Consider the following 14,827-nt stretch of genomic DNA (forward strand, 5'->3'; position numbering starts at 1 on the left):
AAATGAGTAATAACGTTTATATCACTAAAGTTTCCGCTTTTATGCCGGGAAACCCCATAGATAATGACACAATGGAATCTGTCCTTGGTTTTGTTGGTAACAAACCATCAAGATCTCGCCATATAGTACTGCGTAATAATGGTATCAAGTTTCGCCATTATGCTTTGGATCCGGAAACTGGTGAAGCAACTCATTCAAGTGCTGAATTAGCGGCTGAAGCAGTAAAAGGTTTGGTCGATGAACACTTTTCTTTAGATGATATGCAAAGTCTGGCGGCAGGTACTGCTATCCCAGATCAAATTATACCTGGTCATGCCGTTATGGTTCATGGTGAACTTAAGAATGAACCTTGTGAAGTTGTTTCAACTTCAGGCTCTTGTATGGTAGGCGTGACAGCGATGAAATATGCTTATTTGTCTGTGCTTTCGGGAACGACAAGTAATGCGGTTGCAACAGCATCGGAAACAGTTTCATCTGTACTACATGCGCGTAATTTCCAGAATGAAAGTGACGCTCGAGTTGCAGAATTGGAACTGCGTCCTGAAATTGCTTTTGAGAAAGATTTTCTGCGTTGGATGCTTTCTGATGGTGCTGGCGCTGTTTTGCTGGAAAATAAACCGCGGGCTGATGGTACTTCGTTACGAATTGATTGGATAGACATGTACTCTTTTGCTAATGAGCTAGATACATGTATGTACGCTGGTGCAGAAAAATTAGCGGATGGCAGTTTAAGAGGTTGGTCGCAAATGAATCCAGCTGACTGGCTTGCCTACTCTGTTTTCTGTATCAAACAAGATGTTAGACACTTAAATGAGAGGGTTGTTAAATATACGCTTAGTGAACCTTTGAGAAGAATTGTAGAAAAGCGTAATTTATCAGCAGACTCCATTGATTGGTTTTTACCTCATATATCATCTGAATATTTCCGAATGAAGATGTCAGCAGGTCTTGATGATATTAATTTCAGTATCGATCAGGGCCGCTGGTTTACTAACTTAACGACTAAAGGGAATACTGGGGCGGTTTCTATTTATATCATGCTAGAAGAGCTTATTAATTCGGGTAAACTGAAGAAAGATCAACGTCTTTTATGTTATATCCCGGAAAGTGCCCGATTCTCAGGGGCATTTATTCACCTAACTGTTGTGTAAATAGCTGATCTTATCAATGAGATATGGGGAAACAATAAGTTTCCCCGCGTATTAGTACATTAGGAAAATAATAGCGTGGAAAATTTAGAGAATCATGTTAAAAGCGTTGTTGCAGAACAACTTGGAATACCCGAAGCCCAGATTCTTACCACACAGACATTTGAGGAATTGGGAGCTGACTCATTAGACAATGTTGAGTTGATCATGGCTCTGGAAGAGCGTTTCGGGATAACTATTGATGATTCAGAAGCGGAAGAAATGGTGACTATACAAAACGCCATTGATTGCATTCGCCAGAAGCTAGAATCTGCTAGCTAAGAATTTGATTATCCTTCAGTAAAAAAGGCACATATGATTACCATGTGTGCCTTTTTCTTAGGTTGAATCGGTTACTTGAATAGATCTGCACTAATAGTAGAAGTTCCACCACTGGATTGCCATTCACGAGTGATATGATAATACTTAGCGCCTTTCGCTGCCGCACGTTTAGCAACTTCATAAGAAACATCAGTCATGCTGTTGTAATAGCCTGAAAAAGTGATGGAATCAAAAGGCGCCATCTGAGCGGCACTGACTTTATTTAATTCCTGGATTTTCGTGCCATCAGGAAGCGTGACGGTGTAACGCTCGCCTTTAGAATATTGAGTTTCAAAGAAACGGCCAACAGAATTACTGGTTGATGTTGAAGAGGCTAACCCCGGAATTTCCACTTTCTTAGCCGCTTCTCCGCCAGAGGCCAGCGCCGCACGTCCTGAGTCTGAATCAGCCGGGATAACGGCTTCATCAGCCTGAATTTGACGTTTTGGCGCATCTGCTTTGTAAACATAAGCTGTAACTGTTTGATTGCCGCCATCATTGGTTGAGAACTGACGCACAATAAAGAAAGAATCAGCGCCTTTTTTCTTTGCTTCTTTTGCAATAGCGTCATTCAAATCTGGTTCACTGGAATAAAAGCCACTGATGGTCACCGTATCGAATGGTTCCAGTGTAACAGCTTCTGTTTTGGGTAATTCTTTAATACCACGGAACATGCGATATTTAGTTGAATTGTCAAATTTCTCTGCATCTTTGTGATACAGGTCAGCTACAACGCGCAGGTTGCCGCTATTATTTAGATCGTCAAGGCTCTGGATATAGAACCCATCCGCTCCCATTTTATCTGCTCGACGGGAAACGGCATCGGCAGCTTCATAAATAGCATTAAAAGGACCTGTCACTGTAATGCGTTTAAACGGTTTCAGTTCTGCTGCTTTCTCCGGGGATAATTCCTGAGCTGCCTGAGCAGCGGTAATACTAGTTAATGAGAGCACCGCGGCTGCGATGATCGTTGTTTTCAGCTTCATAAAAAAATCCTTCCGCCTTGCGCATTAAATATTTATAACTTGCTGAACATAGTTGTGTATCGCATAGTTCACAATTATTACATGTAATAATAGCCAATGTCCCACGAATTTATGCTATCAGTATGAATAAATACAAACTTATAGAATGTGGAACCATAAGTTTTCATCAACATAGTGAATGACCTGGTTAAAATTTCAATTTATTTTAGTAATACTATTTAGCTATTTTCCTAACTCATTAGTGATGGATCACCGATAGTACTTTCAGTTGGTTATTAAAATATTCGTTGATAGATTTTGCTAATGGCAGTAATAAAGTTAATTTAGTCGATAAATTGACCTTAACAAGCAATAATCGTCATTAATCTTAAGCCTTAATAAGGGGACATTATGCGTATTGGTGTACCAAAAGAGCGACTGACTAATGAAGCACGTGTTGCCGCCACACCAGGTACTGTGGAACAACTGCTGAAATTGGGATTCAATGTCGTTGTTGAGAGTGGAGCCGGGCATTTAGCCAGCTTTGAGGATAGTGCTTACCAACAAGTAGGGGTTGAAATTACTGATCGCCATGATATTTGGTGCTCAAATATTATCCTGAAGGTTAATGCTCCTGAGGATGACGAAATTGCATTAATGAAAGAAGGGAGTACGTTGGTTAGCTTTGTTTGGCCGGCACAAAATCCTGAGCTAATGCAAAAATTGTCTGATCGCAAAGTCACGGTTTTGGCTATGGATTCGGTACCACGTATTTCCAGAGCACAGTCACTGGATGCGCTAAGTTCTATGGCGAATATTGCCGGTTACCGTGCAATAGTAGAAGCCGCTCATGAATTTGGTCGTTTCTTTACGGGGCAGATCACTGCCGCTGGAAAAGTTCCGCCAGCCAAAGTAATGATTATTGGTGCTGGTGTTGCTGGTTTAGCGGCTATTGGTGCAGCGGGTAGTCTGGGGGCTATTGTTCGTGCGTTTGATACCCGCCCTGAGGTAAAAGAACAAGTTCAGAGCATGGGTGCTGAGTTTCTGGAACTGGATTTTGCAGAAGAAGCCGGCAGTGGTGATGGATACGCAAAAGTGATGTCCGAAGCTTTTATTAAAGCTGAAATGGCGCTTTTTGCTGCACAGGCAAAAGAGGTTGATATTATTGTAACCACTGCGCTTATCCCAGGAAAACCGGCTCCACGTCTTATCACTAAAGCGATGATTGAATCTATGAAGCCGGGTAGCGTGATTGTTGACCTGGCAGCTCAAACGGGCGGTAACTGCGAATTAACACAAGCAGACAAGTTGGTTGTTACAGCAAATGGGGTGAAAATCATTGGTTACACAGACTTGCCAAGCCGTTTGCCGACACAATCCTCACAACTATACGGTACTAATCTGGTTAACCTGCTCAAGCTGTTGTGTAAAGAGAAAAATGGCGAAATCGATATTGATTTTGACGATGTTGTTATTCGCGGTGTGACGGTAGTAAAAGAAGGGGAAATTACTTGGCCAGCGCCACCCATTCAGGTTTCTGTCCAGTCGAAGGAAAAACCGGCACCGGTCAAAGCAGAAAAGCCAAAACCTCAACCTACTTCACCTTGGTTAAAATATGGTTTACTGGCACTGGCTATTATTCTGTTTGGTTGGTTAGCGAATGTTGCGCCAAAAGAGTTCTTGTCTCACTTTACTGTATTTGCACTGGCCTGTGTGGTGGGTTATTACGTGGTCTGGAATGTCAGCCATGCTTTGCATACACCGCTGATGTCGGTAACTAATGCGATTTCGGGGATTATTGTCGTTGGGGCGTTATTACAAATTGGTGATGGTGGATGGGTCAGTTTCTTTTCATTTATCGCTATTTTAATTGCCAGCATTAATATCTTCGGTGGTTTCACTGTGACTCAACGCATGCTGAAAATGTTTCGTAAGGACTAAGGGGTAATTTATGTCGAGTGGAGTAGTTACAGCGGCATATATTGTTGCTGCTATCTTATTTATTTTTAGTCTTGCAGGCTTGTCTCGTCATGAAAGCTCCAAACGCGGGAATATTTTTGGTATTACTGGGATGGCAATTGCATTGATTGCGACAATCTTTGGGCCAGATACTGGAAATGTTGTTTGGGTTATTCTGGCGATGGTGATTGGTGCGGTTATTGGTATTCGTCTGGCGAATAAAGTTGAAATGACTGAAATGCCGGAGCTGGTCGCCATCTTGCACAGCTTTGTCGGTTTAGCCGCTGTATTAGTCGGTTTTAACAGTTTTATTGCTCACGATAATTTTGCTGAGCCGGTAATGGAAAATATCCATCTGACAGAAGTATTCCTGGGAGTATTTATCGGTGCGGTTACCTTCACAGGTTCTGTTGTCGCATTTGGTAAATTATGTGGGAAAATTTCTTCTAAGCCGCTGATGTTGCCAAATCGCCATAAATTAAACCTTGCGGCATTGGTTATCTCTTTTGTATTACTAATTACCTTTGTGAAAACGGAAAGTACTGGTTTACAAATATTCACGCTGTTGATCATGACGGCCATTGCATTGGCATTTGGTTGGCACTTGGTGGCTTCTATCGGTGGTGCCGATATGCCGGTAGTGGTTTCAATGCTGAACTCCTATTCAGGTTGGGCAGCGGCGGCAGCGGGTTTCATGTTGAGCAATGATTTACTGATTGTAACGGGTGCATTGGTAGGTTCTTCGGGGGCGATTCTGTCTTACATCATGTGTAAGGCAATGAACCGTTCTTTTATCAGTGTTATCGCGGGTGGGTTTGGTACTGATGGTTCTTCAACCGGTGATGATCAGGAGATGGGAGAATATCGCGAAACCACGGCTGAAGAAGTTGCTGAGCTGCTGAAAAATTCAACTTCTGTCATTATCACACCGGGATATGGTATGGCTGTTGCGCAGGCACAGTACCCGGTACATGACATCACCGCTAAACTACGTGAAAAGGGAATTAAGGTCCGTTTTGGTATTCATCCTGTTGCGGGACGTCTGCCCGGACATATGAATGTACTGTTGGCTGAAGCAAAAGTTCCTTACGATGTTGTTTTGGAAATGGATGAAATCAATGATGATTTCTCTGATACCGATACGGTATTGGTCATAGGTGCTAACGACACCGTTAACCCGGCAGCACAGGAAGATCCAAACAGCCCGATTGCCGGTATGCCCGTATTGGAAGTCTGGAAGGCACAGAACGTTGTTGTGTTCAAACGCTCCATGAATACCGGTTACGCTGGTGTGCAGAACCCACTATTCTTTAAAGACAATAGCCAAATGTTGTTTGGTGATGCGAAGGTGAGTGTAGAAGCAATCCTGCGAGCACTGTGATTTCGTATCATTGTAACTTACAAACCCCACATAAATATTTTGTGGGGTTTTAATTTAAACTGAGATTTGCTTAAGAAGGGAACTCTGTGCCTGAGGCATGATCAAAGTTTTTATTAAAGGAAACAAAATCGTGAAGCTTCTCTGGCATGTGTAATTTATGAAAATAAGAAATTCCGCCAGAGCATTATTGATCGCATAGTAGACAGGAAGTACTTCTCTTTAAATGTTGTTATAAAGGAGCCGAGTTTGGAATGGGAACCCTGTTCTTAGCTGATAAGGGAGAGCTTTTGCGACACTCTCTGAAAGACAGATAGGTGACGGGGATAGACAATGGGTAGTAATGATTACCTGATAAGACAGAGATAACAGATTGTGGCAAAGAAAGAAAAACGGCCTCACCATGATGCGTTATTCAAGCACTTTTTAACGCAGCCTGAAACGGCCAGGGAGTTTTTATCCCTTTACCTGCCCGAAGAGATCCAGCTGTTGTGTGATTTAGCCACATTGAAACTGGAGCCCGGCAGTTTTGTGGATCGGCATTTACGTCAACTGCACAGTGATGTGCTGTACTCGGTTGAAACGGCTCGGGGACAGGGCTATATCTATTGTCTGATTGAACATCAGTCCACCCCTGACCCGTTGATGGCCTGGCGGCTGATGTATTATGCCATGTCAGCCATGGCGGCCCACCTGAAAAAAGGCCATACCGAACTCCCTTTGGTGGTGCCGTTGCTGTTTTATCATGGTGAGGTTCGTCCATATCCTTACTCAAACCGGTGGTTGGATTGTTTTACGCTCCCTGAACAGGCTACCCACTTATACCGTCAGGCGTTTCCGTTGGTGGACGTCAGTGTACTCAGCGATGAAGAGATCCTGACGCATAAAGGCGTTGCCCTGATGGAACTGGTGCAAAAACATATTCGCTGCCGGGATATGCTGGAATGGGTCCCCCAATTGGTGGAACTCCTGAATGCAGGGTATAATACAACCGAGCAGCGCAATGTGGTGTTACACTATATTTTACTGAATGGGCATACGCTGGATCTCTCCCAATTTGTCCATCAACTGATTGAACAATCTCCGGAGCATGAAACGATGTTGATGACTATTGCAGAACAGCTTGAACAAAAAGGGCTTGAGCGAGGTATTGAACTGGGCCGAGAAGAAGGTATTGAACTAGGCCGAGAGGAAGGTATTGAACTAGGCCGAGAGGAAGGTATTGAACTGGGCCGAGAGAAAGGTATTGAACTGGGCCGAGAGAAAGGTAAAGTGGAAACGGCTCGGGCCTTATTACGGCATGGCGTGAGTCTGGACATTATTGTCACCAGTACCGGGCTGAGCCGGGATAAAATTGAAGCGTTAAAGCATTAAATTAATCTTCTCCTTCTACAGCAAAATGCCGATATTCAAGATCGGCATTTTTGTTCTTATTTATACCCTATGAAAGACAGCTGAAGGACGGGGTTTTACGGCGCATTGGGTAAAGAATTTCGTGTTTGTTACTTAATCTCCAGCGTGTCGTATCCCCGCCAGCGATAATTCATCACTGATAATGTCCAGAACAAAATGAAAATTCCAACGACCCAAAAACCAACGTTACCCATATTGTCGTTCAATGCTCCAATGGTGTCCCAGAAAATGCCATGTAAATCCCACTGGTCAGCGATAAGCCCGAGTGCTTCCAGTCCGCCGATAAATAACGCTACGGCGACGGAGGCGGCGGTAATAGTCATGTTGTAGTAGATCTTGCGCGTTGGCTGGGAAAAAGCCCAGCCATAAGCTCCCACCATAACAAAATTATCCAGTGAGTCGATTAGCGCCATCCCGCTGGCAAATAGGGCAGGAAAGACCATTATTGACCACAGCGGAAGTCCGCTGAGAGAGCCGGCAGCGGATATACTTAACAACCCAACTTCGGTAGCGGTGTCGAAACCCAAGCCAAATAGAAAACCGACCAGATACATATGCCAGCTTTTATTCACCAATCGGAAGACTGAGTGGAACAAACGGGTCATTATTCCTCCTGGCGTTGTTTCTAATTCGGTTAAATTATTTTTAGCTAAATTCCTTCCACGTTTGATCTCCTGAAACTTCTGATAAACGCTTTTCAGTATCAGTAAATTAATCAACGCTATTGCTAGCAGAAAACAAGCAGAAACTAAGGTACCAATAATACCGCCATAATCATGGACCCAACCCATCTGATCTTTAAAAGCCATTGAGGTCAGCACGATGGCAAGGCAGGCCAGAATAACAATGGTCGAGTGTCCCAGAGAAAAGAAAGCGCCGACCGCAATGGGTGATTTACCTTGTTGCATTAGTTTGCGAGTGACGTTATCAATCGCGGCGATATGATCGGCATCTACCGCATGGCGTAGACCATAACCGTAAGCCAACAAAGCTGCCCCCATCATTACTGTATGATGACGGAAAGCAATAAATGCCCACATCCAGGCAAGTATATTGGCAGCAACCAGAACAACAAGAAGAGAAAACGCGCGTTTTTTATGCATATAAGAGACCTATTAATATTAAACCCGTTTGCGGGTGATTTCTAAGAGACAAAAACAGCCAGTATCCTCTGTACGCAATAATGTACGGTTTTCTGCTAAACCATAATAATAGTCAACTTGTAATATTACCTTGGATAAACTTAAATAAGAGGTAAGAGGACTAACTTGTTTCAAGGAGAATATCTTAATTGACATAATATGATTCTTATGTCAAAACTTTTTTTCTAAAGGATATATTGCTCAGCACTCAGAACCGCTTTGACATAATATTGTAACTGTGTGGAATAACCAATTATTAGGGGGTTTTATGCAATTAACGCCAAGAGAAATTGAGAAACTCATGGTATATACACTGGCTGATGTTGCATTAAAGCGTAAGTCTCGCGGCTTAAAACTCAATTACCCTGAAGCTGTCGCTATTATTACCGCTGCTGCCCTGGAAGGGGCTAGAGAGGGGAAAACGTTAGAAGAAGTCATGAATGATTCAAGGCATGTCTTAACTAAAGAAGATGTTATGGATGGTGTGGCTGATCTCATTCCGCATGTGCAGGTTGAAGCAATATTTACTGATGGCAGTCGGCTGATAACTGTGCATGATCCTATTCAATGATTTTTGGGATAGATTATATAGCAGGAAAAGTTATCCAGACAAAATATTAATTTATAGTCTTGATTCACGTCTATAACGTAGAGATTTTCCGATGAAAAATAATAAAGAAGACATTATTCCATTAGGGGGATATATCTTAGCTAAAGACCCAATTTCCTTTAATGAAGATTGCCCGGTTATTCAATTGAAAGTTCGTAATTCAGGTGATCGTCCTATTCAGGTTGGATCTCATTTTCATTTTTTTGAGGTGAACAAAGCCCTGCAATTCAATCGCGCGGCGGCGTTCGGTAAACGACTCAATATCACCGCAACAACTGCAATTCGTTTTGAACCCGGTGATGAAATCGAAGTGTCGCTGATCCCGATTGGTGGGAAACAAAATGTTTATGGATTTAATAACCTAGTTGATGGTTGGGCAGGTAAACGCCTTGTTGCTACTGCTGAGCATGTAGAGGAAACATGGTTACATGCCGGGTAATGCCAGGTAATAGAACTGGGTTATAAAATCATCACATAAATTCAAGGTAGGATTCGAACGTCGGAAAATTTTTCGAACAAAGGAATAAAACTATGCCAACCATTTCCCGGCAGGAATATGTGGGTCTTTTTGGTCCGACTATTGGTGATAAGATTCGCTTGGGTGATACCAATCTGTTTGTTGAAATTGAAAAAGATCTGCGCGGTTATGGAGAGGAGTCAGTCTACGGCGGGGGTAAATCGCTGCGTGATGGCATGGGTGCAGATAACCGTATGACCAGTGCGAACGTACTGGATTTGGTGATTACCAACGTCACTATTTTGGATGCACGCCAGGGTGTCATTAAAGCCGATGTCGGTATAAAAGATGGCCGCATCGTCGGGATAGGTAAAAGTGGTAATCCCAGTATGATGAATGGAGTTACGCCCGGTATGGTGGTGGGCGTCAGTACTGATGCAATATCCGGTGAACATCTGATCCTCACGGCGGCAGGTATTGATACCCATATTCATTTCATTTCTCCCCAGCAAGCTGAACATGCTTTGTCCAATGGTGTGACAACTTTCTTTGGTGGTGGCGTTGGTCCCACTGATGGTACTAACGGAACGACGGTCACAGCGGGTCCGTGGCATATTCACCGTATGTTACGTGCTTTTGAAAGTTTACCGGTTAACGTAGGTATTTTGGGAAAAGGCCATGCTGCGGTGGCTATGCCATTAGTGGAGCAGATTAAGGCCGGTGTTGCCGGATTAAAAGTGCATGAAGACTGGGGAGCAACTAATTCTGCATTGCGTCATGCCTTGCGAGTGGCGGATGAAATGGATATTCAGGTGGCGGTGCATACCGATAGTTTAAATGAAGGGGGTTATGTTGAGGACACGATTGATGCCTTTGAAGGGCGCACCATTCATACTTTCCACACAGAAGGCGCTGGCGGCGGGCATGCACCAGATATTATTAAAGTTGCCAGCCAGATGAATGTGTTACCCAGCTCCACCAATCCCACGTTGCCTTACGGAATCAATAGTCAAGCAGAACTGTTTGATATGATTATGGTTTGCCATAATCTTAATCCCAATGTGCCGGCTGATGTTGCCTTTTCTGAGAGCCGAGTGCGTTCGGAAACCATTGCAGCGGAAAATGTCTTACATGACATGGGGGTATTGTCGATGTTCTCCAGTGACTCTCAGGCAATGGGGAGAGTAGGAGAAAACTGGCTACGGGTGATGCAAACTGCCCATGCCATGAAAGCAGCACGCGGTAAGCTACCGGAAGATGCAGCGGATAACGATAATTTCCGGGTATTACGTTACGTCGCCAAAATTACGATTAATCCGGCGATTGCGCAGGGGATAAGCCACGTACTTGGTTCAGTCGAAGTGGGAAAAATGGCTGATCTTGTATTATGGGAGCCGCGTTTCTTCGGTGCAAAACCTAAGTTAGTCATCAAAGGCGGTATGATTAACTGGGCCGTGATGGGTGACCCGAATGCTTCATTGCCGACACCACAGCCGACATTTTATCGTCCGATGTTTGGCGCATTAGGCAAAACGCTTCAAGAAACTTGTGTCACTTTTGTATCTCAGGCGGCAATGGAACAAGGGGTAAAAGAGCAGCTTGGTTTGGCGCGCCAGGTCATGGCGGTACGCAACTGCCGGGCTATCTCTAAGCAAGATATGGTACGTAATGCCGAAACGCCAACCATTGAAGTGGATGCTGAAACCTTTGCCGTCAAGGTGAATGGTGAATACGCCACAGTGAAACCGGTCAGGACAGTCGCGTTAAATCAGCGTTATTTTTTCAGTTGATCTATTTTTTACTGTCTGGTCAGAGAATATTTTTCTGGCCCGATTAACCGATCCACGCGTTTAGAGGGTTATTTAATGATTATTATTGAACATATTCTTGGTAATGCCAAAAAAGATGTTTTCTGGCGAGATCGCTTACAGGGGATCTCGCCGGATATCCTGGTACTTTCGCAATGGGAAGCTCAGAAAAGCCGTTGCCGTAAATCCACGCTTAATGGGTTGGATTTGGGTATTTCTCTTGACCGTCATCAGGTATTGTCTGATGGCGATATTTTATTGTGGGATGAAGCCAAAGGATTATCTGTTGTTGTGCAGATGAGTTTGCGTGATGTGATGGTTATTCATCTGAAGTCATTATTGTCAATGGATGCAGAAACGATAATGAAAACCAGTTTTGAACTTGGTCACGCTTTGGGTAATCAACATTGGAAATCTGTGATTAAAAATAACCAAATTTATATTCCGCTGACAGTATCAACTAAGGTAATGGATTCAGTCATGAAAACTCATGGTTTTCATGCATTGCCTTACTCTTTTGTCAAAGGAGAAGAAATCTTACCTTCTCTTAATAACGCTGAGGCACGTTTATTATTTGGTGGTGCAGAGGATTCCGCAACACACGTTCATGTCGATAACACATTTCTCAATCAGCATGTGATTAAACTGAAATGAATGCTCTCTGCTTAATTAGAATCATGCAATTTGCGGATTCAGTGTTGCCTGTTGGCGCGTTTTCTTTCTCAAACGGTTTGGAATCAGCGATTCAAAGTAAAATCGTCTATGACGTGGCGACGCTAAGCGAATTTACCCGGACAGCGCTGTTACAGGCTGTTAGCTGTGATGGTCGTGCGGTCGCTGCTGCTTGTCAGGCATTAAATAGTGGCCAGCATGATGCCGTTATCTCTCATGATTGGGCAGTGCTTAACCGCAAATTGAATGAAGAAAGTCGCACTATGGTAACGCGGATGGGGAAAAAGTTAGCAGAAATGGCTGTTGAGGTAACGGGTGAGTCGTTGATTGCATGGTGGCTGGCACAAATAAAGGGCGATATTGCTGCCGGCACTTATCCGATTACCCTGGCGGTGGTCATGAGTGCATTGGGCGCTACTTCGCGTGAAGTGATCGTTATGCATCAATATGGCGTTGCAATGACAATACTCAGTGCGGCCATACGTCTAATGCGTATTACCCATATTGAGATTCAACGTATTTTGTTCTTGTTGAATCAGGATATTGAGCTGTTTTGTGACGAGGCGGAGAAAGGGGGAGTTGAGCAGATGACATCTTATGCACCCGTGACAGATGTACTGGCAGCATTACATGTTAGTGCTTTTACCCGGCTATTCAGTAACTAACTTGATCCCTGATATCGCTTTAAACTACGTCTTAATCGTGTGAGGAAATTCTGTGAAAAAAATTACCCGTATTGGTATTGGTGGTCCAGTGGGTTCAGGTAAGACCGCCATTATTGAAGTTATCACACCTATTTTGATCCAGCGTGGAATAAAACCGCTGATTATTACCAACGATATTGTCACTACTGAGGATGCCAAACAGGTCAAGCGGACACTGAAAGGCATTTTGGATGAGGAGAAAATACTTGGTGTAGAAACCGGTGCTTGCCCTCACACAGCAGTACGAGAAGATCCCAGTATGAATATTGCTGCGGTGGAGGAAATGGAAGCGCGTTTTCCTGACAGCGATGTCGTGTTGATTGAAAGTGGTGGTGATAATCTCACACTGACTTTTAGTCCTGCATTGGCAGACTTTTATATTTATGTGATTGATGTGGCGGAAGGGGAGAAAATCCCGCGCAAGAATGGCCCCGGTTTGGTTCAGGCCGATATTCTGGTGATCAATAAAATCGATTTGGCCCCTTATGTCGGTGCCAGTTTGGCGGTAATGGAGAGTGACACTCGAGTAGTACGCGGTCAGCGTCCCTATATCCTCACTAATTGCAAAACCGGTGAGGGTGTTGAAGCGCTGGTAGATATGATTATGCGTGATTTCCTGTTTACTCATGCGTTACAGGCGACACAATGACGTCTACCGGCTTGCAGCAAAATGGCAGTGAAGCACGTCAACGCGTTCATGATCTTGGTGTCAAGGCCCCGGAATTTGCATTGTTTCAGGATGAACCTCCACAGATGGCAAGTGGTGATGTGGGTAAAAGTGGCTATCTACGATTAGGGTTTGCCCGGCGTGATGAGCGCAGTATTCTGGCTCAGATGGAGCGTCAGGTCCCTTATCTGGTGCAGCGGGCATTGTATTGGGATGAAGCACTACCACAGATGCCATGCATATTTATGATCTCCACATCGGGATGTATATTGCAAGGAGACAGGTTAGCGCTGGATATTCATGTCGCTCAGGATGCATTTGGTCATGTCACCACCCAATCAGCGACCAAGATCCATTCAATGGTGAATAACTACGCAGCGCAGGCACAAACCATCCAGATAGAGCGGGGAGGCTATTTGGAAATGATGCCTGATCCGGTGATACCTCACAGTGGCTCTCGGTTTATCACTGATACTCAGATAGTTATCCATCCAACGGCAACGCTAATTTATTCTGAGATAATCATGTCTGGCCGTAAATATCACCCTGCGGATCAGGGATTTAAATTTGATGTTTACTCATCATGTATTACGGCAACTGATTTCGATGACAAAATATTGTTTACAGAGCGTTATGTACTGGAACCCAAAAAACAACCGCTAAATAGCGTGGGAGTAATGGGACCATTTCATGTGTTTGGTAACGTAATCCTGCTGACGCCTCAAATTCATCACGATAATATTCTGGCGCGCATAGTGCCGCAGTACGATGCGGAAACGGGTATAGCCAGCGGCGCTAGTCGCTTACCTAATCAGTGCGGCCTGATCTTTAAGGCGCTGGGGCAAGAAACTCATCAAGTTAAAGCCAGTATCCGTCTTTTCTGGCATATAGCACGGGAGGAGATCCTTGGCGTTACACTGCCTGAGCCATTTATTTGGCGGTGAAATCCAGAATGGAAAATCTGGTTTTGGATATTGATAATACTTGTTGACGTTATCTACATAACAAAACCGTAAAAAAGCTTTGTTTAGTGATGGGGAATTTAAAAAATTTTATCGTTTTTTCTTTTCTCTAAAAACTTTATTTTTTGAAATGTTATTAGTCCCATAATAATAAGATTAGAAGAGAAAACGGTTACTAAGTAGATATAACTAACCAGGCTATCTATAGAAATAGAAAAATACCAGACTGCAAGTCCAGATCCAATAGTGCCAATAAACCAGGTGGAGAATGATTCTGTATCTGGTAGTTGATATAATTTTTTCACAATAAGAACTGTGCCAATAATATCAACGCATATGTTTATATATATTGCTGATGATGGACTTCCTGAACCCAACCATGCAATTATGCTTATAAAAATAATCAACAATATAAGTCTTTCAGTTTTATCTGGTCGCAGAGCCATATTATATCGTAAGCCAATGCACATAATAATTATTTGGCATAATAGGCTAAAACCACATGAAATAATTACACTATAAGTTCCAAGAGAAAGAGACGCTATTATTGTTACCAATAATGATAATGAAAAGCAGAGCCAT

15 protein-coding genes are annotated in these 14,827 nt (G+C 43.5%); 12 read left to right on the forward strand and 3 right to left on the reverse strand.

Features of this window, described 5'->3' with window-relative positions; translation table 11 throughout:
- Positions 1–2 precede the first annotated feature (2 nt).
- Together stlD and stlE are read left to right on the forward strand one after the other, a co-directional pair.
- A complete protein-coding gene (gene stlD, locus BO26_RS09895) occupies positions 3–1,151 on the forward strand; it encodes a beta-ketosynthase StlD (RefSeq protein WP_036771110.1) in 1,149 nt (382 codons plus the stop codon).
- A 75-nt stretch (positions 1,152–1,226) separates the two neighbouring features.
- Entirely contained in the window at positions 1,227–1,469 is a 243-nt protein-coding gene (stlE, locus tag BO26_RS09900) for a stilbene biosynthesis acyl carrier protein StlE (protein WP_036771111.1), read from the forward strand.
- A gap of 71 nt (positions 1,470–1,540) precedes the next feature.
- Here stlE and ydgH read toward each other — a convergent pair whose 3' ends face one another.
- Positions 1,541–2,494 carry a DUF1471 family protein YdgH gene (ydgH, locus tag BO26_RS09905; RefSeq protein ID WP_036771112.1) on the reverse strand — a complete coding sequence of 318 codons (954 nt, stop codon included), beginning with the start codon at positions 2,492–2,494 and terminating at the stop codon, positions 1,541–1,543.
- A gap of 390 nt (positions 2,495–2,884) precedes the next feature.
- On the opposite strand from ydgH, the gene pntA reads away from it, so the two are divergent.
- The 3 genes from pntA to BO26_RS09920 all read left to right on the forward strand — a co-directional run bounded on the left by pntA (position 2,885) and on the right by BO26_RS09920 (position 7,184).
- Positions 2,885–4,414 carry a Re/Si-specific NAD(P)(+) transhydrogenase subunit alpha gene (gene pntA, locus BO26_RS09910; RefSeq protein ID WP_036771113.1) on the forward strand — a complete coding sequence of 510 codons (1,530 nt, stop codon included), beginning with the start codon at positions 2,885–2,887 and terminating at the stop codon, positions 4,412–4,414.
- A 10-nt stretch (positions 4,415–4,424) separates the two neighbouring features.
- Entirely contained in the window at positions 4,425–5,813 is a 1,389-nt protein-coding gene (gene pntB / locus BO26_RS09915; protein ID WP_036771114.1) for a Re/Si-specific NAD(P)(+) transhydrogenase subunit beta, read from the forward strand.
- Between the two features lie 372 nt (positions 5,814–6,185).
- Entirely contained in the window at positions 6,186–7,184 is a 999-nt protein-coding gene (locus tag BO26_RS09920; RefSeq protein WP_036771115.1) for an Rpn family recombination-promoting nuclease/putative transposase, read from the forward strand.
- Positions 7,185–7,312: 128 nt separating this feature from the next.
- Here the strand turns inward: BO26_RS09920 and BO26_RS09925 are convergent, their stop codons facing one another.
- The gene (locus tag BO26_RS09925; protein ID WP_036771116.1) at positions 7,313–8,326 is read right to left on the reverse strand and encodes a HoxN/HupN/NixA family nickel/cobalt transporter; all 1,014 of its coding nucleotides are present in this window, start codon (positions 8,324–8,326) and stop codon (positions 7,313–7,315) included.
- Positions 8,327–8,633: 307 nt separating this feature from the next.
- Here BO26_RS09925 and BO26_RS09930 point away from each other — a divergent pair, with 307 nt between their 5' ends.
- From BO26_RS09930 to BO26_RS09960, 7 genes are all read left to right on the forward strand, one after another.
- Positions 8,634–8,936 carry an urease subunit gamma gene (locus BO26_RS09930; RefSeq protein WP_036771117.1) on the forward strand — a complete coding sequence of 101 codons (303 nt, stop codon included), beginning with the start codon at positions 8,634–8,636 and terminating at the stop codon, positions 8,934–8,936.
- A gap of 91 nt (positions 8,937–9,027) precedes the next feature.
- The gene (locus BO26_RS09935) at positions 9,028–9,414 is read left to right on the forward strand and encodes an urease subunit beta (RefSeq protein ID WP_036771118.1); all 387 of its coding nucleotides are present in this window, start codon (positions 9,028–9,030) and stop codon (positions 9,412–9,414) included.
- A 92-nt stretch (positions 9,415–9,506) separates the two neighbouring features.
- Positions 9,507–11,222 carry an urease subunit alpha gene (locus tag BO26_RS09940; protein ID WP_036771119.1) on the forward strand — a complete coding sequence of 572 codons (1,716 nt, stop codon included), beginning with the start codon at positions 9,507–9,509 and terminating at the stop codon, positions 11,220–11,222.
- A 75-nt stretch (positions 11,223–11,297) separates the two neighbouring features.
- Complete coding sequence (locus BO26_RS09945) at positions 11,298–11,894, forward strand: urease accessory protein UreE (RefSeq protein ID WP_036771120.1); 597 nt, start codon at positions 11,298–11,300, stop codon at positions 11,892–11,894.
- Complete coding sequence (locus tag BO26_RS09950; protein ID WP_036771121.1) at positions 11,891–12,577, forward strand: urease accessory protein UreF; 687 nt, start codon at positions 11,891–11,893, stop codon at positions 12,575–12,577. The genes BO26_RS09945 and BO26_RS09950 overlap by 4 nt, the downstream gene beginning before the upstream one ends.
- 52 nt (positions 12,578–12,629) lie before the next feature.
- The gene (ureG, locus tag BO26_RS09955) at positions 12,630–13,265 is read left to right on the forward strand and encodes an urease accessory protein UreG (protein ID WP_036771122.1); all 636 of its coding nucleotides are present in this window, start codon (positions 12,630–12,632) and stop codon (positions 13,263–13,265) included.
- Positions 13,262–14,227 carry an urease accessory protein UreD gene (locus BO26_RS09960; protein ID WP_036771123.1) on the forward strand — a complete coding sequence of 322 codons (966 nt, stop codon included), beginning with the start codon at positions 13,262–13,264 and terminating at the stop codon, positions 14,225–14,227. The genes ureG and BO26_RS09960 overlap by 4 nt, the downstream gene beginning before the upstream one ends.
- A 98-nt stretch (positions 14,228–14,325) precedes the next feature.
- On the opposite strand, the gene BO26_RS24850 is transcribed toward BO26_RS09960, so the two are convergent.
- A complete protein-coding gene (locus tag BO26_RS24850; RefSeq protein ID WP_477707019.1) occupies positions 14,326–14,691 on the reverse strand; it encodes a hypothetical protein in 366 nt (121 codons plus the stop codon).
- Positions 14,692–14,827 lie beyond the last annotated feature (136 nt).

This window comes from Photorhabdus australis DSM 17609 (genome assembly GCF_000711895.1).
In the GTDB taxonomy this organism is placed as follows: Bacteria; Pseudomonadota; Gammaproteobacteria; order Enterobacterales; family Enterobacteriaceae; genus Photorhabdus; species Photorhabdus australis.